24 protein-coding genes are annotated in these 22,232 nt (G+C 64.7%); 8 read left to right on the top strand and 16 right to left on the bottom strand.

All coding sequences use genetic code 11. The features are described 5' to 3' along the window. Positions 1-7: 7 nt before the first annotated feature. Genes phnL through phnG form a run of 6 tightly spaced genes read right to left on the bottom strand, consistent with a single transcriptional unit; the run spans position 8 to position 4,567 of the window. The gene (gene phnL, locus QX121_RS05920; protein WP_315811405.1) at positions 8-706 is read right to left on the bottom strand and encodes a phosphonate C-P lyase system protein PhnL; all 699 of its coding nucleotides are present in this window, start codon (positions 704-706) and stop codon (positions 8-10) included. A 19-nt stretch (positions 707-725) separates the two neighbouring features. Then, positions 726-1,520, bottom strand: coding sequence for a phosphonate C-P lyase system protein PhnK (gene phnK / locus QX121_RS05915; RefSeq protein WP_315811404.1), 795 nt, complete (start codon positions 1,518-1,520; stop codon positions 726-728). After that, positions 1,513-2,397, bottom strand: a complete 885-nt coding sequence (locus QX121_RS05910) for an alpha-D-ribose 1-methylphosphonate 5-phosphate C-P-lyase PhnJ (protein WP_315811403.1) — start codon at positions 2,395-2,397, stop codon at positions 1,513-1,515. The genes phnK and QX121_RS05910 overlap by 8 nt, the downstream gene beginning before the upstream one ends. Further along, entirely contained in the window at positions 2,394-3,497 is a 1,104-nt protein-coding gene (locus QX121_RS05905; protein WP_315811402.1) for a carbon-phosphorus lyase complex subunit PhnI, read from the bottom strand. The genes QX121_RS05910 and QX121_RS05905 overlap by 4 nt, the downstream gene beginning before the upstream one ends. Before the next feature lie 3 nt (positions 3,498-3,500). Beyond that, entirely contained in the window at positions 3,501-4,112 is a 612-nt protein-coding gene (gene phnH, locus QX121_RS05900) for a phosphonate C-P lyase system protein PhnH (RefSeq protein ID WP_315796510.1), read from the bottom strand. Beyond that, positions 4,112-4,567 carry a phosphonate C-P lyase system protein PhnG gene (gene phnG / locus QX121_RS05895; RefSeq protein WP_315796624.1) on the bottom strand — a complete coding sequence of 152 codons (456 nt, stop codon included), beginning with the start codon at positions 4,565-4,567 and terminating at the stop codon, positions 4,112-4,114. The genes phnH and phnG overlap by 1 nt, the downstream gene beginning before the upstream one ends. A 118-nt stretch (positions 4,568-4,685) precedes the next feature. On the opposite strand from phnG, the gene phnF reads away from it, so the two are divergent. Continuing rightward, positions 4,686-5,411 (top strand): phosphonate metabolism transcriptional regulator PhnF, encoded by a 726-nt coding sequence (gene phnF / locus QX121_RS05890; protein ID WP_315796509.1) that lies wholly within the window; start codon positions 4,686-4,688, stop codon positions 5,409-5,411. Between the two features lie 37 nt (positions 5,412-5,448). On the opposite strand, the gene QX121_RS05885 is transcribed toward phnF, so the two are convergent. The 9 genes from QX121_RS05885 to phnC form a co-directional block, all read right to left on the bottom strand. Further along, complete coding sequence (locus QX121_RS05885) at positions 5,449-6,291, bottom strand: phosphodiesterase (RefSeq protein WP_315796508.1); 843 nt, start codon at positions 6,289-6,291, stop codon at positions 5,449-5,451. Next, on the bottom strand, positions 6,288-7,349 hold the full coding sequence (locus tag QX121_RS05880) for an ABC transporter ATP-binding protein (RefSeq protein ID WP_315811424.1): 1,062 nt from the start codon (positions 7,347-7,349) through the stop codon (positions 6,288-6,290). Before QX121_RS05880 ends, QX121_RS05885 begins: the two co-directional genes overlap by 4 nt. A gap of 5 nt (positions 7,350-7,354) precedes the next feature. Next, a complete protein-coding gene (locus QX121_RS05875) occupies positions 7,355-8,140 on the bottom strand; it encodes an ABC transporter permease (protein WP_315741007.1) in 786 nt (261 codons plus the stop codon). A 4-nt stretch (positions 8,141-8,144) separates the two neighbouring features. Beyond that, positions 8,145-8,960 (bottom strand): ABC transporter permease, encoded by an 816-nt coding sequence (locus QX121_RS05870; RefSeq protein ID WP_315796507.1) that lies wholly within the window; start codon positions 8,958-8,960, stop codon positions 8,145-8,147. Positions 8,961-9,012: 52 nt separating this feature from the next. Then, a complete protein-coding gene (locus tag QX121_RS05865) occupies positions 9,013-10,020 on the bottom strand; it encodes an ABC transporter substrate-binding protein (RefSeq protein ID WP_315796505.1) in 1,008 nt (335 codons plus the stop codon). A gap of 159 nt (positions 10,021-10,179) precedes the next feature. After that, a complete protein-coding gene (gene phnE / locus QX121_RS05860; RefSeq protein ID WP_315756190.1) occupies positions 10,180-11,028 on the bottom strand; it encodes a phosphonate ABC transporter, permease protein PhnE in 849 nt (282 codons plus the stop codon). After that, positions 11,025-11,909, bottom strand: coding sequence for a phosphonate ABC transporter, permease protein PhnE (phnE, locus tag QX121_RS05855; protein ID WP_315811401.1), 885 nt, complete (start codon positions 11,907-11,909; stop codon positions 11,025-11,027). Before phnE (QX121_RS05855) ends, phnE (QX121_RS05860) begins: the two co-directional genes overlap by 4 nt. 95 nt (positions 11,910-12,004) lie before the next feature. After that, the gene (gene phnD, locus QX121_RS05850; RefSeq protein ID WP_315741002.1) at positions 12,005-12,937 is read right to left on the bottom strand and encodes a phosphonate ABC transporter substrate-binding protein; all 933 of its coding nucleotides are present in this window, start codon (positions 12,935-12,937) and stop codon (positions 12,005-12,007) included. Between the two features lie 79 nt (positions 12,938-13,016). Then, complete coding sequence (gene phnC / locus QX121_RS05845) at positions 13,017-13,826, bottom strand: phosphonate ABC transporter ATP-binding protein (RefSeq protein WP_315741001.1); 810 nt, start codon at positions 13,824-13,826, stop codon at positions 13,017-13,019. 181 nt (positions 13,827-14,007) lie between these two features. On the opposite strand from phnC, the gene QX121_RS05840 reads away from it, so the two are divergent. From QX121_RS05840 to QX121_RS05830, 3 genes are read left to right on the top strand one after another with little or no spacing between them, the layout of a single operon-like run. Next, positions 14,008-14,670: a chloramphenicol acetyltransferase gene (locus tag QX121_RS05840; RefSeq protein WP_315741000.1), complete on the top strand. Its 663-nt coding sequence runs from the start codon at positions 14,008-14,010 to the stop codon at positions 14,668-14,670. Beyond that, a complete protein-coding gene (locus tag QX121_RS05835; protein WP_315811400.1) occupies positions 14,667-15,851 on the top strand; it encodes an alpha-D-ribose 1-methylphosphonate 5-triphosphate diphosphatase in 1,185 nt (394 codons plus the stop codon). The genes QX121_RS05840 and QX121_RS05835 overlap by 4 nt, the downstream gene beginning before the upstream one ends. A gap of 6 nt (positions 15,852-15,857) precedes the next feature. Then, entirely contained in the window at positions 15,858-16,568 is a 711-nt protein-coding gene (locus tag QX121_RS05830; protein ID WP_315811399.1) for a DUF1045 domain-containing protein, read from the top strand. Between the two features lie 5 nt (positions 16,569-16,573). On the opposite strand, the gene QX121_RS05825 is transcribed toward QX121_RS05830, so the two are convergent. After that, on the bottom strand, positions 16,574-16,708 hold the full coding sequence (locus QX121_RS05825) for a hypothetical protein (RefSeq protein ID WP_409999314.1): 135 nt from the start codon (positions 16,706-16,708) through the stop codon (positions 16,574-16,576). A 551-nt stretch (positions 16,709-17,259) separates the two neighbouring features. Here QX121_RS05825 and QX121_RS05820 point away from each other — a divergent pair. From QX121_RS05820 to QX121_RS05805, 4 genes are all read left to right on the top strand, one after another. Continuing rightward, on the top strand, positions 17,260-17,814 hold the full coding sequence (locus QX121_RS05820; RefSeq protein WP_315713058.1) for a peroxiredoxin: 555 nt from the start codon (positions 17,260-17,262) through the stop codon (positions 17,812-17,814). 2 nt (positions 17,815-17,816) lie between these two features. Beyond that, positions 17,817-18,362, top strand: a complete 546-nt coding sequence (locus tag QX121_RS05815) for a carboxymuconolactone decarboxylase family protein (protein ID WP_315796499.1) — start codon at positions 17,817-17,819, stop codon at positions 18,360-18,362. A 503-nt stretch (positions 18,363-18,865) separates the two neighbouring features. Continuing rightward, entirely contained in the window at positions 18,866-19,783 is a 918-nt protein-coding gene (locus tag QX121_RS05810; protein WP_315811398.1) for a sel1 repeat family protein, read from the top strand. A gap of 106 nt (positions 19,784-19,889) precedes the next feature. Further along, positions 19,890-22,232, top strand: coding sequence for an ABC transporter substrate-binding protein (locus tag QX121_RS05805; RefSeq protein WP_409999315.1), 2,343 nt, complete (start codon positions 19,890-19,892; stop codon positions 22,230-22,232).

Genomic DNA, 22,232 nt, shown 5'->3' with positions numbered 1-22,232 from the left:
TGTCCCTTTACGCCGCCGCGGCGAATGTCATGACGTCGACCATGCGATCCGCAATCTGGGCGCGGATCTCGTCATCATGCACGATCGCGAGCATCGCCACTCCGTCCTTCTTCTTGGCTGCGATCAGGTCGACCACGACCGCGCGGTTCGCCGCATCGAGCGACGCGGTCGGCTCGTCGAGCAACAGCACCGGAACTTCGGAGATGAAGCCGCGCGCGATGTTGACCCGCTGCTGCTCGCCGCCCGAGAAGGTCGACGGCGGCAGCGACCACAGCCGCTCGGGAATGTTCAGCCGTCGCAGCAGCCCACCTGCCCGCACCCGCGCATCGTCGCGCGGCAGGCCGGCCGCGAGCAGCGGTTCGGCAACGACATCGAGTGCAGGGACGCGCGGCACCGCGCGCAGGAACTGGCTGACATAGCCGATGGTCTGCCGCCTCGCATTCAGGACCAGGCGCGGCTCGGCGCCGGCGAGATCGGTCATCTCGCCCTGGTGCCGGACGCCGATGCGGCCGCCATCGCAACGGTAGTTGCCGAAGATCATCTTCAGGATCGACGACTTGCCCGCGCCCGACGGTCCCGACAACACGACGCATTCCCCCGCCTTGACCTGGAACGACACGCCGCGCACCACGGGCAGCGGTATGCCGCCCTGCAGATGCATGGTGAAGGTCTTCTCTGCATTCTCGACATCGATCATCACGGTCATCGCATTGGGCCCAATTGCATCATGGCGGCAGGATCGAGGACACGAGGAGCTGCGTGTAAGGCTCGCGCGGATCATCGAGCACCTGGTCGGTGAGACCGGTCTCGATCACCCCCCCCTCCTTCATGACCATCACACGATGAGACAGCAACCGCGCCACGGCCAGATCGTGGGTCACGACGATGGCGGCGAGCCCGAGCTCGTTGACGAGGCTGCGCATCAGATCGAGCAGGCGCGCCTGCACGGACACGTCGAGTCCTCCGGTCGGCTCGTCCATGAACACGAGCCTGGGCTCGGTCACGAGATTGCGCGCGATCTGCAGCCGCTGCCGCATGCCACCGGAATAGGTCCGCGGCGCATCGTCGATGCGGGCGACGTCGATCTCCACGCGCGCGAGCCATGACGAGGCGGTCTGCCTGATCCGGCCATAGTTATTCCAGCCGACCGCCATCAGCCGCTCGCCGACATTGGCGCCCGCCGAAACCGCCATGCGCAGGCCTTGCGCCGGATCCTGATGGACATAGCCCCAATCGGTGCGGAACAGAAAACGGCGTTCGGCCTCGCCGAGCCCGGCAAGATCGCGCAGCACCCCGTCACGCATCCGATAGGACACGCGGCCAGCCGTCGGCGCCAGTTGCGCCGACAACATCTGCAAGAGTGTCGATTTGCCCGAGCCGGACTCGCCGACAATGGCGAGCACCTCGCCTGGATAGAGCACGAAGGAGACGTCGCGGCATGCCGCCAACCGGCCGTAGCTCTTTGCAAGCCCCTCGGCGACGAGCAGCGGCTGATCGGAGGCGCTGATCATCTCAGCCATGGGCGCCCTCCTTGTGTGGAGCGGCGCTCTGCGCGCCACGATGTCCGGACGCCTGGCGGCCCTCGCAGTAATCGGTATCGGAGCACACGAACATGCGGCTGCCCTTGTCGTCGGTCACGATCTCGTCCAGATAGGAATCCTCCGCGCCGCACAGCGCGCAGGGCGCGTCGAACTTGTAACGCGTGAACGGATGGTCCTCGAAATCCAGCGAGACGACCGGCGTATAGGGCGGAATGGCATAGATTCGCTTCTCGCGTCCCGCACCGAACAATTGCAGCGCCGGGCAATTGTCCATCTTGGGATTGTCGAACTTGGGCGTCGGTGACGGATCCATCACGTAGCGCGCATTGACCTTGACCGGATAGGCGTAGGAGGTCGCGATATGACCGAAACGTGCGATGTCCTCATAGAGCTTGACGTGCATCAGGCCATACTCGGCCAGCGCATGCATGCGGCGGGTCTCGGTCTCGCGCGGCTCGAGAAAGCGCAGCGGCTCCGGGATCGGCACCTGATAGACCAGCACCTGCCCCTCGTGAAGCGGCGCCTCGGGAATTCGGTGACGGGTCTGAATCACGCTCGCCTCTTCCGTCGACGTCGTGGTCGCGACGCCCGCGGTCTTGGCGAAGAACTTGCGAATCGAGATCGCATTTGTCGTATCGTCCGAGCCCTGGTCAATGACCTTGAGCACATCGTCGGGACCGAGAATGGCGGCGGTGACCTGCACGCCGCCGGTGCCCCAGCCATAGGGCATCGGCATCTCGCGGCTCGCGAACGGCACCTGATAGCCGGGAATCGCGATCGCCTTCAGGATCGCGCGGCGGATCATCCGCTTGGTCTGCTCGTCGAGATAAGCGAAGTTGTACGTCGGCGCGTTCATTCCGCAGCTTCCTTCAATTCAGGAGCGGCATTGGCCTCGGCGAATTCCTGGCGCAGCTTGCGCAGCAGGCCGAGCTCGGACTGGAAGTCGACATAATGCGGCAGCTTCAGATGCTCGACGAACCCGGTCGCCTGCACATTGTCGGAGTGCGACATCACGAACTCCTCATCCTGCGCCGGTGCAACCATATCCTCGCCGAGCTCGCGCGCGCGCAAGGCTCGGTCGACGAGGGCCATCGACATCGTCTTGCGCTCGCTCTGCCCGAAGGCGAGGCCATAACCGCGCGTGAAGCACGGCGGTTCGGTCGCCGACCCCTTGAACTGGTTCACCATCTGGCATTCGGTCAGCTCGACCGATCCGAGCGGCACCGCAAAGCCGATCTCCTCGGCCAAGAACTCGACCTCGACTTCGCCGAAGCGGATTTCGCCGGCAAAGGGATGGTTGCGGCCATAGCCGCGCTGGGTCGAGTAGCCGAGCGCGAGCAGAAATCCCTCATCACCGCGTGCGAGATTCTGCAACCGCAGATCACGATCGGCGGGAAAGCCTAGGGGATCGCGGGTGAGATCGCCGACCGGCGCGCCAACCTCGGCTTGCGGCGACGGCTCGATCAAGCCGTCCTGGCCGAGAATGTCGGTGACACGTGGCGTCGGCGCATTCGGCGCCTCGGCACGGGCCGGCGGCTCCGGCTCGGCGCCTGCCGCCAACTGCGGATCGAGCAGCCGATGCGTATAGTCGAAGGTCGGCCCGAGCACCTGGCCGCCGGGAATGTCCTTGAAGGTCGACGAGACGCGCCGCTGCACCCGCATCGCACCGGTGTCGACCGGCTCGGTCGCACCGAAGCGCGGCAGGGTCGCGCGGAAGGCGCGCACCAGGAAGATCGCCTCGATCAGATCACCCCGTGCCTGCTTGATTGCGAGCGCCGCGAGCTCGCGGTCGTACAGCGAGCCTTCGCTCATCACGCGATCGACGGCAAGCCCCAACTGCTCGGAGATCTGCACCAGCGACAGCTCCGGCACGTCGCGATCACCCCGGCGCTCATGCGCCAGCAGCCGGTGCGCGTTCTCGATGGCGCGCTCGCCACCTTTCACGGCGACATACATGCCTTACTCTCCTGCGGAAACGAGTCGCGTCGTCCGCGGGATGGCGACGATGGACGAGCCATCGACCAGCACCACATCGACACCACGCGGAAACAGCTTCTCATTGATCGACAGCCGCTCGAACAGGTCGGCGGGCGCGACCGTTGCACGGAACAATGTCGTCCCGTCGATGCCCGGACCGCGCAGCTTGAACGCCGGCCCTCCGGACAAGCTCGGCACCTGCAGGATCAGCGTCGTCGAGCGATCGGGGTACTCAGCACTGCCGAGCGCGAATGAATTCAGATCAGGCAGCGCTTCGGGGTCTGCCGCCACTGCAAAGCAGGCGAGCGCGGCATTGGCGACGATCGGCGCCCCGGTGTGAAACTTGAGCCAGGCGCCGACCTCGGGCGTGCCGGCGAGCGGCGCATCGAGCCAGATCGGCGTATCGTGATCGAACAGAGTCAACGCGATCGCGGCGGCACCAGGCATCAAGGACGAGGGCCGGCCGACATTGACCTCGACCTGCCGCACATTTCCCGGACGCGCCATGGCCTCCATGACGGTACGGAAGGTCGATTGCGCGGACAGGACATTGTCGGCGAAACCAGGCTGCAGATCGGAAGCGGCGGCAGCCATCAGCCTTCTCCTCGCACCATCGTATAGAAATCGACACGCGTGGCCGCAGCCTCCTCTGCGCGGTGCTCGCGCGAAGTGCGCATCTGCGCCTGCAGCGGCGCAACCACCTGCGTCTCGATCGATCGCGTGTGGCTTGATGACTGGATCATCGCGTCACACAGCGCCATCAGACGCGCCTTGGCGGCGTCGCGTCCCAGCACATAGCCGAACCCGACCTCGCCGCTCTCCAGCCGCACCGCGGCGCGCGACACCGTCGCCTCGCCGACATTGAACGGCGCTCCATCACCGCCGATCCGGCCCCGCAGCATCACGAGGCCATTCTCCGCCGGGCGCAGGTCGCGATGCTCAGGCAGCGCGAGGCTATCGAGCCTGGCGCGGATGTCCACACGCGAGGCATGCGCCAATACCCGCATCGCCGCCCTGCGCCGGTCCTGCATCGCCGTCTCGCCGTCCATCTTCATCCCGATCTTGCCGTCGCGAAGTTGTCTATGTTAATAGACAACTTCGTAACGAAGCGCCATGACTGTTTGATGACATGGACGTGATTTCGAGGCCGGAGAGCGGAGAGCCGCGATGAGCATGCAGGGCGCCGATTCGGGCGTGGCGCTGTGGCGGCGGGTGGCCGACGGCATCGAGCGCGACATCGCCGACGGCCGCTTCGCCGCCGGCACGCGCCTGCCCGGCGAGACCGAGATCGCCGAAACCTACCGCGTCAACCGTCATACGGTGCGTCGCGCGCTCGCGACCTTGGCGGAACGCGGCCTCGTGCGCGCCGAGCGCGGCAGCGGCACCTATGTCGAAGCGCCTCGTCTGTCATATCCCCTGAGATCGCGAACCAGGTTCTCCGAGATCGTGGGCGCCGGCGGGCGTGAGCCTCGTGGGCAGTTGATCGCAGCGTCCGAAGAGCCCGCGACGCGCGAACTCGCGCGCGAGCTGCGATTGAAGACAGGTGCACCGCTGGTCCGAATCGAGGCACTGCGTCTTGCCGACAAGACCCCGATCTGCGTCAGCACGTCCTGGCTGTCGTCCGAGCGATTTCCCGGGGCCGGTCACATCTTCGCGTCAGTCCGCTCGATGACGGCGCTGCTCGCGCATTACGGCATTCGCGACTATCGCCGCGGCACGACCAGGATCACGGCAGCCATCGCCGACGCAAGCGACGCCGCTCGGCTCGACCTCGCGATTGGGCGCCCGGTGCTGGTCGTCGACAGCACCGACATCGATGCCGATGCGAAGCCGCTCGTCAGCAAACGCTCGCGCTTCGCCGCGGAGCGCGTGACCTTCGAGGTCGAGAGCTAGACCAGACGTCCCATCGCTTTGTCGCGTCCTTGCGCGCTCAGTCGATGAGCGTGCCGTCTTGATTGAAGAACGGATGCGGCCCGTCGAAATCCCCGATCGGCACCTGATGAGTGACGATCGTTCCGAATCCCGGTCCTTGAAACCAGGCATGAAGGTGAAAGGCCGGCGGCTCGATCCGGAAGGATGGCGGTCGAAGCTCGGCCAGGTCGAGCGCGACGGCATGGTTCGGCGCCGGACAAATCGCACAGGGAATGCCGGCAAACCGGGTCAGTGCCGCGCGGTGGACGTGACCGCATCCGATCAGTTGCACCCGCGGATGGCGCGTGAGGATGGCCGCGAGATCGTCGGCGTTGCGCAGGTTCTGCCGGTCCATGTGCCAGATGCCAGTGGCGAACGGCGGATGATGCAGAAACAGCAAGGCCGGCTTTTCGCTGGAGGCGGACAGCGTGGCGTCGAGCCATTGGAGACTCGCCTCATCGAGCTCGCCATGCGGATGGCCGGGCACGCTGGAATCGAGCAGAAGCAGATCGAGATCGGCCAACGCCACATGCCGGTTCAGCGGACCGGTAGGTCCACCATGGAGAGTGCCCGGAAACGCCGCGCGCATCAGCTCGCGTGAATCGTGATTGCCGGGCACGGCGGCGAATGGAATCTCGAGTTCGCCGAGAAGATCCTTGAGATGATCGTATTCGGCAGACGACGGCGTATCGACGAGATCGCCCGAGATCACCACCAGATCGAGCTTCGGCTCGAACCGGTTGAGCTCCGTGATGCAACGGGCCAGCGCACGCGCCGTATCGACGCGGCGGTAGGCGAGCCGGCCGGGCGTCTTGATGTGCAGGTCGGATATCTGGGCGATGGTGACAGGACGCGTGCTCATGCTGATCCACCTTGCTCCGGCAGCAGACGAATGGCGCTCGGCTCAATCGACAGGCCGATCCGCTCACCCGCGCTGACCCTGATCGTATTCGGTGCGTCCACCGTCAGTGGAACGGCGGCGGCGTCGCGGACGACGATCCGCTGGCGATCACCGGCGAAGCGGACGCTGTCGACGAGGCCGGTCAGGCACGATGCCGCCGCGCCGACGATCCCGATCGTTTCCGGTCGAACCATCGCCATCGCCTTGCTGCGCGAGCCAGCCTCGGCGATCCGCTGTCTCCCTCCGGGCAGAACGAGGTGGTCGCCGTCGATCGGAGCCTCGATGATGTTGGCCGCGCCGACGAACTCCGCGACGAAGCGGTCGGCTGGCGTGAAATAGATCTCGCGCGGCGTCCCGACCTGGGCGATGGCGCCCTTGCGCATGACCACGATGCGGTCCCCGAGCTCCATGGCTTCGGCCTGGTCATGCGTGACGTAGATTGCCGTGATTCCGAGCGTACGCAACAGGCCGTTGAGCTCGCCGCGCAGGCGCTCTCGCAAGGCCGCATCGAGCGCGGTGAGCGGCTCGTCGAGCAGCAGCACGCTCGGCCGTATCGCGACCGCGCGCGCCAGCGCGACGCGCTGGCGCTGGCCGCCCGAGAGCTGATCGATTCGCCGATCTTCGAGGCCGGCGAGGTTGGTCAGCGTGACCAGCTCCGCGACCCGCGCGGCGCGCTCCGGCTTAGGCACGCCGCGGATCTTGAGCCCGTAGCCGATATTGTCCGCGACGGTCATGTTGGGGAACAGCGCGTAGGATTGAAACACCATGCCGACGTTGCGCTTCTCGATCGGCTGCCTCGTCAGATCCTTGCCGTCGAAAAGCACGCGCCCGCCCGCATCGGGTGTTTCGAGCCCGGCCACGATCCGCAGCAACGTGGTCTTGCCGCAGCCGGACGGCCCAAGCAGCACCAGCGTCTCGCTCTGCGCGATGTCGAGCGTGGCGCGCGCGAGCGCGCAGGTCCCGTCGGCAAAGGTCTTGCCGCAATTCTCGACCTTCAGCGCGGCTCCATGCCGGGTCATCGTGCTCACCGCAGGCTCCCTCTCTCGCCGATCCATTGCATGGCCACCAGCAGCGGGATGATCATGACGAAGAAGATCAGCGTGTAGGCGGATGCGACCTCCAGCCGCATCGATGCGTAGCTGTCGGCGAGGCCGACCGGCAGCGTCTTGGTCAGCGGCGTATGCAACATCCAGGTCAAGTTGAATTCTCCGAGGGATAGCGTCACCACCATGAGGCTGCCGGCCAGGATCCCCGGCGCGGCATTGGGAACGATGACATCGATGAAGCGGCGCCATGGCGCCGCCCCGACCGACGCGGCGCCCTCATCGAGCGACTTGACGTCGATGGTCGCGAACACAGCCATCACGGAGCGCACCATGAAAGGCATCGTGAAGATCACATGGCCGGCGAGGATGAACAGCCATGAGCGACGGAAGCTGCCGAAGCCACCATAGGTGAGCAGCAGCGCCAGCGCGATGGCGAGCCCGGGAATCGCGAGCGGCAAGGTGATGATCTCCTCGACCAGCCGCGCCAGCCGTCCGCCGCGAACGTAGAGCGCGTAGGCAGCGGGAACACCGACCACGAGCGTGACCGCCAGCGTGCCCAGCGCGATCAGGATCGATGCCATGATCGTGCCCGCGTAGAGCTCCCAGACCTGGGCTACCCACTGCAGCGTCACGCCGGACTGAATGCCGCGGAAGTAGTTGACGGTCACGCCCGCGGCGATCGAAAGGCCGGCCGGCACGGCCAGGAAGGCGGCGACCAGAAGTGTGAACAGTAGTTGAAGGATGAAGATGACTCTGTCGCGCACGTGCCTACCCTGCCGCTGCCACCGAGCTGCCGGCGAAGGAGCGCGCCAATGCGAGCATCAGCCAGGTCATCAGGCCAAGGCCGACCGAGAGCGCCGCCGAGGTGGCCAGGTTTCCGGCCAGCGTGAACTCCGTGTAGATCAGCATCGGCAACACGTCGATGTTCGTGGCCAAGGTGAATGCCGTTCCGAACGCGCCCATCGCCGTCGCGAACGCGATCGCGCCGGACGCGATCAGCGCCGGGGTCAGCGCCGGCAGGATCACGTCGCGCAGCACGGCCCAGGGGCTCGCGCCGAGCGATCGGGCCGCCTCCTCCAAACCGGGGTCCAGCTTCTGCGCGGCAGCCATAATCGTGAGGATCACCCGCGGAATCGAGAAATAGAGATAACCGAGGAACAGCCCGTAGATCGAATAAGCGAATACGAGCTTGTCGCCGGTGAGCCGAGACGAGACCTCCCCGATCATCCCCTGGCGGCCAGCCAGAAGGATGATCATGAAGCCGACCACGACGCCCGGGAACGCGAGCGGAAACGTCAGGATCGCGACCAGGACCGCGCGGCCCGGAAACCGGTGACGCTGCAGGAACAGGCCGGCGATCGTCGCAATGACCAGGGTTGCAATCGTGGTGGCCGCCGCCAGCGTCAGCGTGTTGAGAAGTGTCGTGCGGTAGCGCGGCTCGAGGATGATCGCGAGATATTCGGCCAGACCGTGCGGTCCCTCGGCGCCGGTGACGAGCAGCCTCGCCATCGGCAACAGAAAGAATGCCGAGGTGACGGCTCCCAGGGGCAGCAAACAGAGCCGGACGAAGGATTTGTGCGACATATGATCAAGTGCACCTCCACCGGATCGTCTCCGGCGGAGGCGCGGTGCTCCTTCAACGGACTTCGGACAGATAGCGATCGACGAAGCCCTTTTGCGCGGCTTCCATATCGCCCCAGTTCACGCTCTTGGCGCGAGCGTAGTCGCTGTCCGGCAGGAACTTGTTCTTCACCGAGCCCGGCAGCTCGATCGGACGCGCTGGACGCAGATAGGCATTGGTCCAGATCGCCTGGCCCTTGTCGGAGAGCAGATAGTCGATGACCTTCTTCGCTTTGTCCTTGTCGGGCGCGTTCTTCACCAGGCCGACCACATAGGGGAAGACCACCGAGCCCTCGCAGGGAATGACGAACTCGAAATTGCCCTTCTCGGTATACTTCGCGCGGTAGGCGTTGAAGTCGTAGTCGAACAGGATCGGGATCTCGCCCGAGACGACGCGCGCATAGGACGTCTGCTTCGGCACGATCGGATCATTCTTGCGCAGATCCTTGAAGAACGTAAGGGCCGGCTCGAAATCGGCCTGCGAACCGCCGAGCGCGAGGTTGACGGCAACGGCGCCGACATAGCCGACGGCCGCCGAGCTCGGATCGAGATAGCCCACCATGCCCTTGTAGTCGGGCTTGAGCAGATCCTTCCAGCAGGCCGGAACAGGCTTGCCACCGAGCGCGTCCTTGTTCACGAACAGGCCGAGCGTGCCGGAGTGGATCGTAGTCCAGTAGCCATCCGCATCCTTCAAGCCGGCGGGGACCTGATCCCAGTTCGCGGGCTTGTAAGCCTCAAGCGCGTCCTGCGCCTTCGCCTTCATGCCGAAGGTGACGCCGAAATAGCCGATGTCGCCGACGGGGTTGCTCTTTTCGGCGAGGATCTGCGCCAGCGCCTGGCCGGAGTTCTTATTGTCGTGTGGAATGTCGTAGCCGAGATCGGTCTTGATCGCCTTGAGCATCGAGGCCCAGTCGGCCCATTCCGGCGGGCAGTTGTAGCAGATGACGTCCGCGGCCTTGGCCGGCTGCCACAACGCGGCAACACACAGCGCGAGAAGAGCGAGAACGAGGCGGGTGACCTTCATGAAGACAGACTCCGTATTCCCTGGCACGGCGGCCAGTTCCGGAGCTTCCCCTAACGGCCGCACATGAAGGATTTGCGACAGAAAGTGCAGTGCACACAGCCAAAGCCGCACCTTGATCGTTCGTCAACGAACGATCGCAACCTTCAGATGCCGCGACGTTCAAGCGACGGCGCGGCGACCGATGATCGCAAAGCGCAGCTTGCCCGAGATCCAGTCGATCGCGGCCACCGCCACCAGGATCATCAGGATCAGGAACGACACCTTCTGCCATTCCAGCACGCGGATCTGCTCGGCCAGTTGTAGCCCGATGCCGCCCGCGCCGACGATGCCGATGATCGTCGCCGAGCGCGTGTTGGATTCGATGAAGTAGAGCACCTGGCCGGCAATCACCGGAAGAACCTGCGGCAGCAGGCCGAAGCGGATCTCGTGCAACGCGCTGCCGCCGGCCGCACGCACGCCCTCAACCTGCTTCCGGTCGGCGCTCTCCATCGCCTCCGAGAACAGCTTGCCGAGCGCACCGAAATCCGAAACCGCAATCGCCAGCACGCCGGCGAAGGGCCCGAGGCCGACGACGTTGATCCAGACCAGCGCCCAGATCAGCGTGTCGACGCCGCGAATGGTGTCGAACAGGCGACGCACCGGAAAGCGGAAGACGGCCGACGGGACGATATTCCTGGCCGCAAGCAGGCTGACCGGAAGCGCGAAGACGGCCGCCAAGGTGGTGCCGAGCACCGCGATCGAGAGCGTCTCGCCGAGCGCCTTGAGATAGATCGGAAGCGACGAGCCAGGATCTGGCGGCAGCATCATTCGCGCGATCCAGCCGAGCTGGCCGAGGCCGGACAGCATCCGCGACGGCGAGAAGTCGAGATCGACGAGACCAAAGACGAAGATGGCCAGAGCCAGCAGCAGCACGACCGGCGTTGCGAAACGTGCGGACAGGGACCGATTGAAAATATGCGGGTAGCGCTCGGCAAGCTGCTTCGCGTCCGGTGAGCCGGAGATGCTCATGTGCGGGCCTCCGAGCCGAACAGGCGGCCGCGTAGCCAGCCGGTGCCGATATCGATCAGGAACACCGTGACCACGATCATGACGAGGATGGCGCTGACGTCGGAATAGTAGAACTTGCGGATCGCGACCACGAGCTCCTGGCCGATGCCGCCGGCGCCGACGAAGCCCATCACGGAAGCCTCGCGCACGTTGATCTCGAAGCGCAGCAAGGTGTAGCTGGAGAAACCCGCAATAACCTGAGGGAGCACGGCAAATCGCATGCAAGACAGCCAGCTCGCGCCGGTGGCGCGCACGCCCTCGACCGGCTTCATGTCGACATTCTCAACGACCTCGGAGAACAGCTTGCCGAGCGCACCGCTCGAATGAAGGGCGATGGCGAGCACGCCCGGGATCGGCCCAAGCCCGAAAGCAATGACGAAGATCAGGGCGAACACGACGCTCGGAACGGTGCGGGCGAATTCCAGGAGCCGGCGCACCGTGAAGCGGATCCACGGCGCGGGCGAGGTGTTCTCGGCGGCGAGGAAGTTGAGACCGAATGCGACGAGCATTCCGGCCATCGTGCCGACGTAGCTGATCAGCAGCGTCTCTGCCAGCAGCTTGATCCACTTCTTGAAGCCCCAGAACCATTCGGGCAGATTGGTCCAGACCCGCTGCCCGTCGTCGAGCGTGAAGATGCGATCGAAGTAGCTGATGAAGTTGCCGAAGTAGGTATAGAACGTCCGCAGATTGACCTCGGCACCGATGGCCGCGGCGAAGAGCACCGCCAGGAATACCATGGCGGACAGGGCAAGACGCAATCGACGGCGCGAAACGGCCCGCCGATAGGTCTCGTTCAGAGCCGCAAGCTGCTGGCTCGGAAGGATCGAAACGGCAACAGCCATCGGCTTCGTGCTGCTCTTGGTTCGGACGTGTGAGGGATTCTTCAACGGACGAGCCGGGCCCCACGGGACCCGGCTCACCATCGATGGATCGTCGATCAGGACGCCTTCTTGCGCAGGCTGTCGACGAATTTGATCAGGTCGATCGTGCCGTCCCAGTCCTTCGTCGTGGCAGGGTGGAAGCCCTTCTTCTGGCCGTCGGAGAGACGGTCGAAGGCGGCCTTGTCCTTGATCGGCGCATCGAAGAAGGCCTTGGCGATCGCCGATTTCAGATCGTCCGGCAGGTCCGTGTTGTAGGCGTAGGGGCCGTTGATGATCGGCGCCGACTTGTGAATGATGCGGAAGTCGTCCTTCTTCATCGGCGAACCGTCAGCGTTCTTCAGCATGCCCTTGGTCAGCATCTGGGCCAACGTCGAATCGTTGTCGCTCGTCCATTGGTTGGCCGCGATGTCGACAGTCCCCTGAGACAGGGCCAGCACCGCGTTCTCGTGGCTGCCGGTGAAGACAACCTTGCCAAAATACGTCTCGGCGTCGGTCACGCCCATCTTGTTGAGCTCGAAGCGGGGCACGTTGTTGCCCGACGTTGAGTTCGGATCGACGAGGCCGAGATTCTTGCCCTTGAGGTCTTCGACCTTCCGGTACGGGCTGCTCGCCTTGACGAAGAACACCGAATAGTAGCCGGTGCTGCCGTCGGAGTTGATGTCGTTGGCGAAGGCATCGGTCTTGACGCCGGTGAGCCGGGCGCGGGCAAACGACGCCGAGCCATAGCTCGCGATGTGGATGTTGCCGGCGCGCTGGCCTTCGATCACGGCCGCGTAATCGTTGGCGATACGCAGCGTCACCTTCACGCCCAGCTCTTTCGAGAGATAGTTCACGAAAGGCGTCCAGCGCTCGGTGACACCCGAGGCGTTCTCTGCCGGGACCACGGCGAAGGTCAGCTCAGGATACTTCGCCTTCCAGTCCTCGGCTGACGCCGAGGCCGTGAAAGCCAGCGCAGCGACGCCCGCCAGAACGATGCGACGATTGATCATAACATGCCCTCTTGTTGCAGTAAGTAACAGGTCTCGCCCCCGCGCCATGCGGAAGCTCGAGCTTGCAGAAATCCGCATCTCAGGCTACGGCGGCTTCGCCGAGTGCCGGCACCGTTGCCGCCGGTGCCGGATGGATCGAACCCATCACCTCGTCCGCCTCGAGATCATAGAGTTCACGTGCGATCTGCGCCGTCAGCGCCGACGGCACGTCGTCGAACACGATCCGTCCGGTCGCCATGCCGATCAGGCGATCGCAATAGCTGCGCGCCAGATCGAGCGAATGCAGATTGCAGACGACGGTGATGCCGAAATGCTTGTTGATGCGCAGCAGCGCGTCCATCACGATCTTGGTGTTACGGGGATCGAGCGAGGCGATCGGCTCGTCTGCGAGAATGATCTCGGGGTTCTGCACCATCGCGCGCGCAATCGCGACGCGCTGCTGCTGCCCGCCCGAGAGCTGATCGGCGCGCTGCGCTGCGAGGGAGGCCATGTCGAACTGCTCGAGCGCGGACAGCGCCATGGCGACATCCTCCGCCGGCCAGAGCTGCGCCAGCGAGCGCCACGACGGGATTTCGGCGAGTCGCCCCATCAGCACGTTCGTCAGCACGTCCAATCGGCCGACCAGATTGAACTGCTGGAAGATCATCGCCGAGCGCGCACGCCACTGCCGCAGATCGCGGCCGCGCAGCGCCGTCACATCGAGATCCTTGAAGAGGATGCGGCCGCCGCTCACCGGGCTCAGACGATTGATGGACCGCAGCAGGGTCGACTTGCCGGCTCCGGAACGCCCGATCACGCCGACGAAGCTGCCGGGTGCAACTGAGAAGGATGCATTGTCGACTGCGGCTTTCATGCCAAAACGGCACGTCAGGCCATCCACCACCAGCATTGAATTCTCCAGACGCCTCGCTCTGGCCTATCGCTAGCGTCTGGATTCTACAGTTATGTGACAGCGACACCGCAGCGCCGCACTCGTCCACACGCCGGTTGCAGTCATGCAGATGTCACGCGCCTGTCATAGGGGAGATCCGACACCTTCACAGATGTAGAGAGTAGAGTCAGGACGTGAGATGGCCGGCAAGTCGCTTTCAATTGAACCAACCGTTGACCCTTCGGCCAAGCTCCAGGACGTGACGCTTGGCGCCTATTGTGAGGTCGGCGCCCGCACCATCCTGCAGGAGGTGACGATGGGCGACTACTCCTATGTGGTCAACGATTCCCAGATCACCTACACGACGATCGGGAAGTTCTGCTCGATCGCGGCGATGACCCGGATCAATCCGGGCAACCACCCGATGCAGCGGGCGACGCAGGCCCATTTCACCTATCGCGCCAGCGCCTATTTTCCAGGAGAGCCGGACGATGTGGAGTTCTTCGCCTGGCGGAGAGAGCATCATGTCCAGATCGGACACGATGTCTGGATCGGCCATGGCGCGATCGTGCTGCCGGGCCGCAACATCGGCACCGGCGCGGTCGTGGCGGCCGGAGCCATCGTGACCAAGGACGTTCCGGCCTATACCATCGTCGCCGGCAATCCGGCGCGGCCGATCAAGCGCCGGTTTCCGCGCGAGGTCGAGCAGCGGCTGCTGGATCTGGCGTGGTGGGATTGGAATCACGAGGCGCTGCGCGCGGCGCTGCCGGATTTCCGCAAGCTCGCGATCACTGCGTTTCTCGACAAATACGAGGCTGCCCTCGACGCGCGCGTCGCGGTGCGGCAGAGTGCCGCCCCATGACCGATATCTCCATCTCGCGGGGCCGCTGCCTCGTCGATACCGACCTCGTAGACACTTCCTTGATCATATCCGGCGGCGTGATCGCTGGCATCGGGACACCGGGACGCCGGTCGGGTCTCGAACTCGATGTGGAGGGGCTCACCGTGCTCCCCGGCATCGTCGACATCCACGGCGATGCGTTCGAGCGCCAGATGATGCCGCGCGCCGGGGTCGATTTCCCGACAGACGTTGCGCTGATCGACAGCGACCGCCAGGCCATCAGCAATGGCATCACCACGGTCTTTCACGCGACGACCTGGTCATGGGAGCCGGGCCTGCGCAGCGCCGACAATGCGCGGCGCCTACTCGAATCGATCGAAGCGCTGCGCCCGCGGCTCGCAGCCGACACGCGCTTCCATCTGCGCCACGAGACCTTCAATCTCGACGACGAGGAGGAGGTCGGGCGGTGGCTCGCCGACCGGCGCGTCGACCTGTTCGCCTTCAACGACCACATGGATTCGACGGTGGCGAGTCTGGACAAGCCGCACAAGCGCCAGCGCATGGTCGACCGCACCGGCTTGCCCGGCGCGGAGTTCGACCGGTTGGTTGCGCGCATCGCCGCTCGCGCCGATGCCGTTCCGGCCTCGATCGCGCGGCTGGCCGACATCGCACGCAAGGCTGGTGTCCGCATGCTGTCGCATGACGACGACAGCCCGGCCATGCGCAAGGCGTTTCGCAGCCAGGGGGTGACCATCGCAGAGTTTCCGGTCAACGAGGAGACCGCGCGCGAGGCCGCTCAAGGGGGCGACGCGATCGTATTCGGCGCGCCCAACGTCGTCCGTGGCGGCAGCCATACCGGGTGGACGAAGGCGAGCGACATGATCGCCAAGGGCCTCTGCTCGGTGCTGGCCTCCGACTACTACTATCCCGCGCCACTGCTGGCAGCGTACCGGCTTGCGGCCGACGGCGTTCTTCCGCTGGCGCGCGCCTGGGATCTGATCTCGGGCGGCCCTGCACGCGCAGCCGGGCTGGCGGACCGCGGCATGCTCGCCGAGGGCCGCCGCGCCGATATCATTCTGGTCGACGACCGCGTACCGTTGCGCCCCCGCGTCGTCGCTGTGATCGCGTCCGGCCGGCTGGTCTATCTCACCGAGACGGACCGGCTGAATGCCCGGCCGGCGCGTGCCATGGCGGCGGAGTAGCGAACCATGGCCAAATTTCCGCGCTATGCGATCTACTATGCTCCACCAGCAACAGCCGACCTGGCGGAATTCGGCGCGCGCCTGCTCGGTTACGACGCGTGGAGCGGCGATGACCGCAGCTTTCCGAGCGAGATCGTCCGCACGGTTCCAGACTGGGCTGAGCTGACCGCAGACCCGCGCAAATACGGCTTTCACGCGACCTTGAAGGCTCCGTTCGAGCTGGCGGATGCGGAGAGCGAAGCCGCGCTCTGCGCCGCTTGTGCTGAGTTCGCGGCCACGCCGCGAGCCGTCCCGGCCATCCGTCCGATCGTGGACGCGATCAGCGGATTCATCGCGATGATCCCTGGCGAGCCGTCCCCCATCCTGCAGCAGTTCGCGGCCGATTGTGTCCAGGCCTTCGAGCCGTTTCGCGCACCGATGACCGCCGACGACCGTGCTCGGCGCAAGCCGGATCTGCTGACACCACGGCAGCGCGATCATCTCGATCGTTGGGGTTATCCCTATGTCATGGAGGATTTCCGCTTCCACATGACGCTGACCTGCCGGCTGTCCGACGAACGGCGCCGGCCGATCCTGACGATGCTGCAGGAGAGATTCGCGGTACTGTTACTGACAGAGCTCCGGATCGACAGGATTGTGTTGTTCCGCCAGCCCAGTGCCCACCAGCGTTTCCGCATCATCGGAGACTGGCCGCTCACGGCCGTCCAAGGCAGCTAGCGGCGTCAGTTCGGCATGGCTGCATGGTGCGGCGGCGCCTCGCGGCCGAACACCGAGAGCGGCGGGGCGATGTCGGCCCGCTCGCGCGGCAAGGCTTCGCGCATCTCCCGCTGCAGGAATGCAATCAGCTTCTCGCGCACCTCGCAGCGCAGATCCAGGCCTGCGGCGCATCCAGGCCGATGAAAATCTGCGAGGAGACTATGGTCAGGTCATCGCGCAGCAAGGCGAAATAACAGACGCGATCTGCTGAAAAGCTGACAACACTGTGCGCTGTGCAACACCTTGCATCGTGCCGCGCCGCCGTGGTCAAACGTGCATCTCTACTAAGGCGATAATGTCAATTTTGCCACTTCGGCCGCACAGAGAAATTGCACATCGGTCGCAGTCGAGACCGTCAACACGAGGTCGCACGGCACTCCGACCCAGCGGGATATCAACTTCCTTTTGCCGTGGCGACGACGCGCACGCTCCGGCTGTCGTCGCTCGATGCCCGATCGCAATGTCACGAAGCCGACGGTCTAAGCCAGCTCCATCCACAAGCTCCCCATCGCCACGACCTTGCACTTGCAGCATGTTGCCGCCAAGTGTCGGGTTTTCGACAATCCACTGCTACTAAAAACGAATGGCATATCGCTTGCAATGCACAATGAGCCTCGCTATTGCAGCGCAATAATTTTCTTGGAGTGCCCCAATGCTCGGAATCGGAAGCAAGCTGCCATCGTTTGAAATCGTCGGCGTGAAACCCGGCTTTCATCTTCAGGAAGAGAAGGGCGAGAGCGCCTTCGAGACCCTGACCGAGACCAGCTTCCCCGGAAAATGGAAGATCATCTTCTTCTATCCGAAGGACTTCACCTTCGTCTGCCCGACCGAGATCGCCGAGTTCGCGCGCCTTGCGAAGGATTTCGCGGATCGTGACGCCGTCGTGCTCGGCGGCTCGACCGACAACGAGTTCTGCAAGCTGGCTTGGCGGCGCGACCACAAGGATCTGCACAAGCTGCCGATCTGGCAATTCGCCGACACCAAGGGCGCATTGGTCGACGGCCTCGGCGTCCGCTCGCCCGACGGCGTCGCCTACCGCTACACCTTCATCGTCGATCCCGACAACACGATCCAGCACGTCTATGCGACCAACCTGAATGTCGGCCGCGCTCCGAAGGATACGCTGCGCGTGCTCGACGCGCTGCAGACCGACGAGCTCTGCCCGTGCAACCGCGAAGTCGGCGGCGAGACCCTGAAGGTCGCCTGATCATGTCGATCGAGCAACTGAAGGACCAGATCCCGGACTTCGCCAAGGACGTCAGGCTCAACCTGTCGTCCATGGCCTCCGACGAGACGCTGTCGCCGCAGGCCAAATATGGCCTGTTCGTCGCGTGCGCGATTGCGACTCGCAATCCGAGCGTCGTGGCGGCGTTGGAATCGGTTGCGGCCGCGCAGCTGTCGCCCGCCGCTTTGGCGGCGGCGAAATCGGCCGCCGCGATCATGGCCATGAACAACGTCTACTACCGCTTCGTGCACCTTGCCTCGAACAAGGAGTACGCGACGATGCCGGCCCGGCTGCGGATGAACGTCATCGCCAACCCCGGCATCGACAAGGCCGATTTCGAGCTGTGGTCGCTCGCGGTGTCCGCCATCAACGGCTGCGGCACCTGCATCGATTCGCACGAGAAGGTCCTGCAGGACGCGGGCGTGCCCGCGGCCACGATCCAGACCGCCGTACGCTTTGCCGCCATCATCCAGTCGGTTGCCGTTGCGATCGAAGCCGCTTGTGTGTCCGTCGCGTTGGCGGCGGAATAAAAATCGATCGGATATGTGAATGCGGCCGGCATTGTCCGGCCGCATTTGTTTTTCGCCATTTCTCGCCTGAGTTGCAGAGTTTCGCGGCGCGCCTGCAACTCCTCGGTCAGCTAAGCCCCTGACCTCGCGGCAAAGTCGAGATGACTGCGGCATCCTGATACTCCAGCCGATCTTTCCGCAAAGCGCAGAACTCGGCCTCGGTCTCGCGCATCGCGAGCAATCACCGATGCGGCGCGCCGGGAAATTTCCATCAAATAGCCTTACCTACTCACCCTTCCCGACAAGAACATTGATCAGCTTAGGGACCAAGCAACATCGATTGTGACCAGGGCGCGCGAAAACGATGGCGTGCATGTCGGAAGGAAACCGGACCTGTCGGTCTCGACGGAAGCGTTGATGCAATGTCCCCGATGTCGCATCATGCGCGCTTCGGTTGGACCGCGCGCGCCCGACGTCCTGAAGCTATCTCCCACGACACGTTCGTCGGAGACAGGAGGCTAGTGATGAGTGCTCCAGATCAGAACGATCCGGCGAAACCAGCGCCGCCCTGGGCGAACGAAGAGCTCCGCAGATATGCGCCGCGCCGCCACCAGACGGAGGCCGGCCCGACGGCATTCGATCCGCCCGCCGACGGCGTCCCCCTGCCGCATCATCTGGTGTCCCGGCCAAGCTTCCTGCCGGCGCGGCCAGCGGCCCTTGACCTCGACGATGAGGAGGTGCACCGCGCCTGGAGCGCGAAGCTCGATCCCGTGGTGATGCCCCTGCCGCCGGAGGATCCGGACAAATCGTTGCGGCTGGGCAGCATCATCAAGATCGGCGCCGCCGTCGGCATCGCGGCCTCCATTGCCCTGATGGTGGTCAACATGGTCTCCTTCGAGAACGGCGGGCCGACGCCGGGCGGCAAGAGCCCGATCATGCCGACCGCCGTGCTGGAAAGCCTGGCCCAGATCGATCCCGCGGAAGCCAAGGTCGCCCAGGAAGACCCGCCGCAGACGGTCGCCGCGCTCGCGGCTCCCAGCAGTACAGAACTGGCGATGCGGCCATGGCCCTCGGCGCCCACGTCGCCTGCGCCGGCCGCGGCAGCACCGGCGGTCTCGCCCCCCTCCCCTGCGCTCCCGATGGCCTCGCCTCGCCCGACCGTTCCGTTGCCGCGAGACGAGGTCGATGCGCTGATGAAGCGCGGACGCGACCTGCTCGCCGCGGGCGACGTCGCCAGCGCGCGCCTGATCCTGACGCGGCTTTCCGACGCCGGGATTGCGGACGCCTCCCTCCTGCTCGCGCGCACCTATGACCCGGCCGAACTGACGAAATCGCGGTTGCTCGGTGCCGTTCCCGACGCAGCCAAGGCGCGCGCCTGGTATCTCAGGGCTGCGGAGCAAGGATCGCCGGAAGCCAGCCGACGCATCTCGGCTGCGCGCTAACGCATAAATCTCGAAGCGCTCGAGACGCGACCCGGACCGCTCCCTGCGAGACGGTCGGCCGCGATCTGCTGCGCCCGAGAACCAAATATCGATGGGAGGACTGATGATGCACGGCATCCATGCCGCAGTTCGCGCCTGCTTGGCCGCCAGATGGAGCCGACGTCGCAGACCACGGGATGCAAAGAACAGCCCCCCTCGAGCAGCCGTATGCCTCGCGCTGGCTCTGTCCGCTCCGCTGGCGCTGACCGGACATCAAGCGGTCGCCGCGGACAACGAGATCCGCATCGGCAACACTATGCCCTACAGCGGCCCGGCTCTCGCCTATGGCGTCATCGGCAAGACGATCGCGGCCTACTTCAACAAGATCAATGCCGAAGGCGGCATCAACGGCCGGCGCGTCAACTTCATTTCCTACGACGACGGCTATGCGCCGCAGAAGACGGTCGAGATGACCCGCAAGCTCGTCGAGGAGGACAATGTCCTCCTGATGTTCGCCAGCCTGGGCACGGCTCCCAACCTGGCGGTCCGCCCTTATCTCAACGCCAACAAAGTTCCGCAATTGTTCGTGGCATCCGGCTCCTCGCAATGGGACCAGCCCCACGACTTTCCGTGGACCATGGGCTTTCAGCCGAGCTACCAGGCCGAGGCGCACGTCTATGCCCAGTACCTGCTGGAGACCCACAGCCGCGGCAAGATCGCGCTTCTCTATCAGGACGATGATTTCGGCAAGGATTACGTCAAGGGATTGAAGGACGGCCTGGGTGGCAAGCTTCCGATCGTCGCGGAAGCCACCTACAAGGTGACGGACGCCAACGTCAATCAGCAGATCGCCACGTTGAAGGCATCCGGCGCCGACATCTTCTTCGACGTGACCACGCCCAAGTTCGCCGTGATGGCGATCCGCCGCGCGGCCGAGCTCGGCTGGCGTCCGGACCACATCATCTCGACGGTCTCGGAATCGGTCTCCGCCGTGATGCAGCCGGCCGGCCTGCAGAATGCCGAAGGCATCTTGTCCGCGGGCTATTACTACGAGGGCGAGGAGGCCGCGGCTGCAGGCGATCCATCCTACCGCGAATGGTCCACCTTCATGGACCGCTATTTGCCCGACGTACCGAGAAGCAATGGTCTTGCGACCTTCGGCTACCTCGCCGCAAACGCGATGGTCGCAGTGCTGCGGAGTTGCGGCGACGACCTGTCGCGCGACAATATCATGAAGCAGGCGGCATCCCTGAAGAGCCTCAAATTGCCGATGCTGACGCCCGGCATCACCGTCAACACCAGCACCCATGATCACGCGCCGCTGGAGCAGATGCAGATGATGCAGTTCACCGGCGGCAAGTGGCAGCGCTTCGGTCCGGTCCGGAGCGGTATCGATCCCGGCAGCGTCAGCGATTCCTTCAAGACCATCTTCCGTTACGGCACGGCGAAGCGCGATCTGGCCAACCAGCTGAATGCCAATACCGTCACGCTGATGACCGGCTCGTTCGGCAGCACCTACGCCAACATGGGCGCGGACCTCGCATCCGCGCTCGACAAGGGGACGGAGCTGCGCATCCTTCCCGTGATCGGCCGCGGCTCGGTGCAATCGGTCGCCGACATCCTGCTGCTGCGCGGCGTCGACGCCGGCATCATCCGCAAGGACACCCTGGCCTTTCTCGAGCGCAAGGACTTCGCCAACAACATCCGCGAACAACTGGTCTATGTCGCCAAGCTGTTCAACGAGGAGATGCACGTGCTGGCGCCGAGATCGATCACCAGCCTGAACGAGCTCGACGGCAAGACCATCGCCGTCGACCTGCCCGACGGCGGCACCTTCGTCACCTCGATCAACGTGTTCGAGCGCCTCGGGATCAGGCCGCATCTGCTCTATATCGAGCCGCGGCTGGCGCTGGACATGCTGCGCAAGGGCGACATCGACGCGATCATCACGGTCGAGGGCAAGCCAGTGCAATGGCTGAGCCAGGTCAGCGATCCCAATCTGCATCTCGTGCCCGTCGACTACGACAAGGCTCTGCACGACGACTATCTGCCGGCGCAATTGTCCGCCGAGGACTATCCGAACCTCGTCGGCGCCTCGGCGCCGGTGAACACGATCGCGGCCGAGGCCGTGCTGGCGTCGTTCAACTGGCCGGCCGGCAGCGACCGTCACCGCCGGCTGTCTCTGCTGGTCGAGGCCTTCTTCAGCAACATGCAGGCGCTGCAACGGCCGCCATACCACCCGAAATGGCAGGAGGTGGCGCCGCTGGCGCCGATCGCGGGCTGGACAAGATTCAAGACGGCACAGGACTGGCTCGATCGCAATACACCGCCCGCCCAGATGCTGGGGGCGAATGCACAGGCCAACGATCTGCAGGCGAGCGGCGTTTCGGCCGATCCCCGGCTGTTCCGTGAATTCATGGAATGGCGAGCCAACCGCCAGAAGCGCGCCGCTCCGCGGCACCCACAGTAG

This window comes from Bradyrhizobium sp. SZCCHNR2028 (assembly GCF_032380995.1).
In the GTDB taxonomy this organism is placed as follows: domain Bacteria; phylum Pseudomonadota; class Alphaproteobacteria; order Rhizobiales; family Xanthobacteraceae; genus Bradyrhizobium.
Note: the sequence above shows the minus strand (reverse complement) of the source record. Positions and strands in the feature narration are given on the sequence as shown.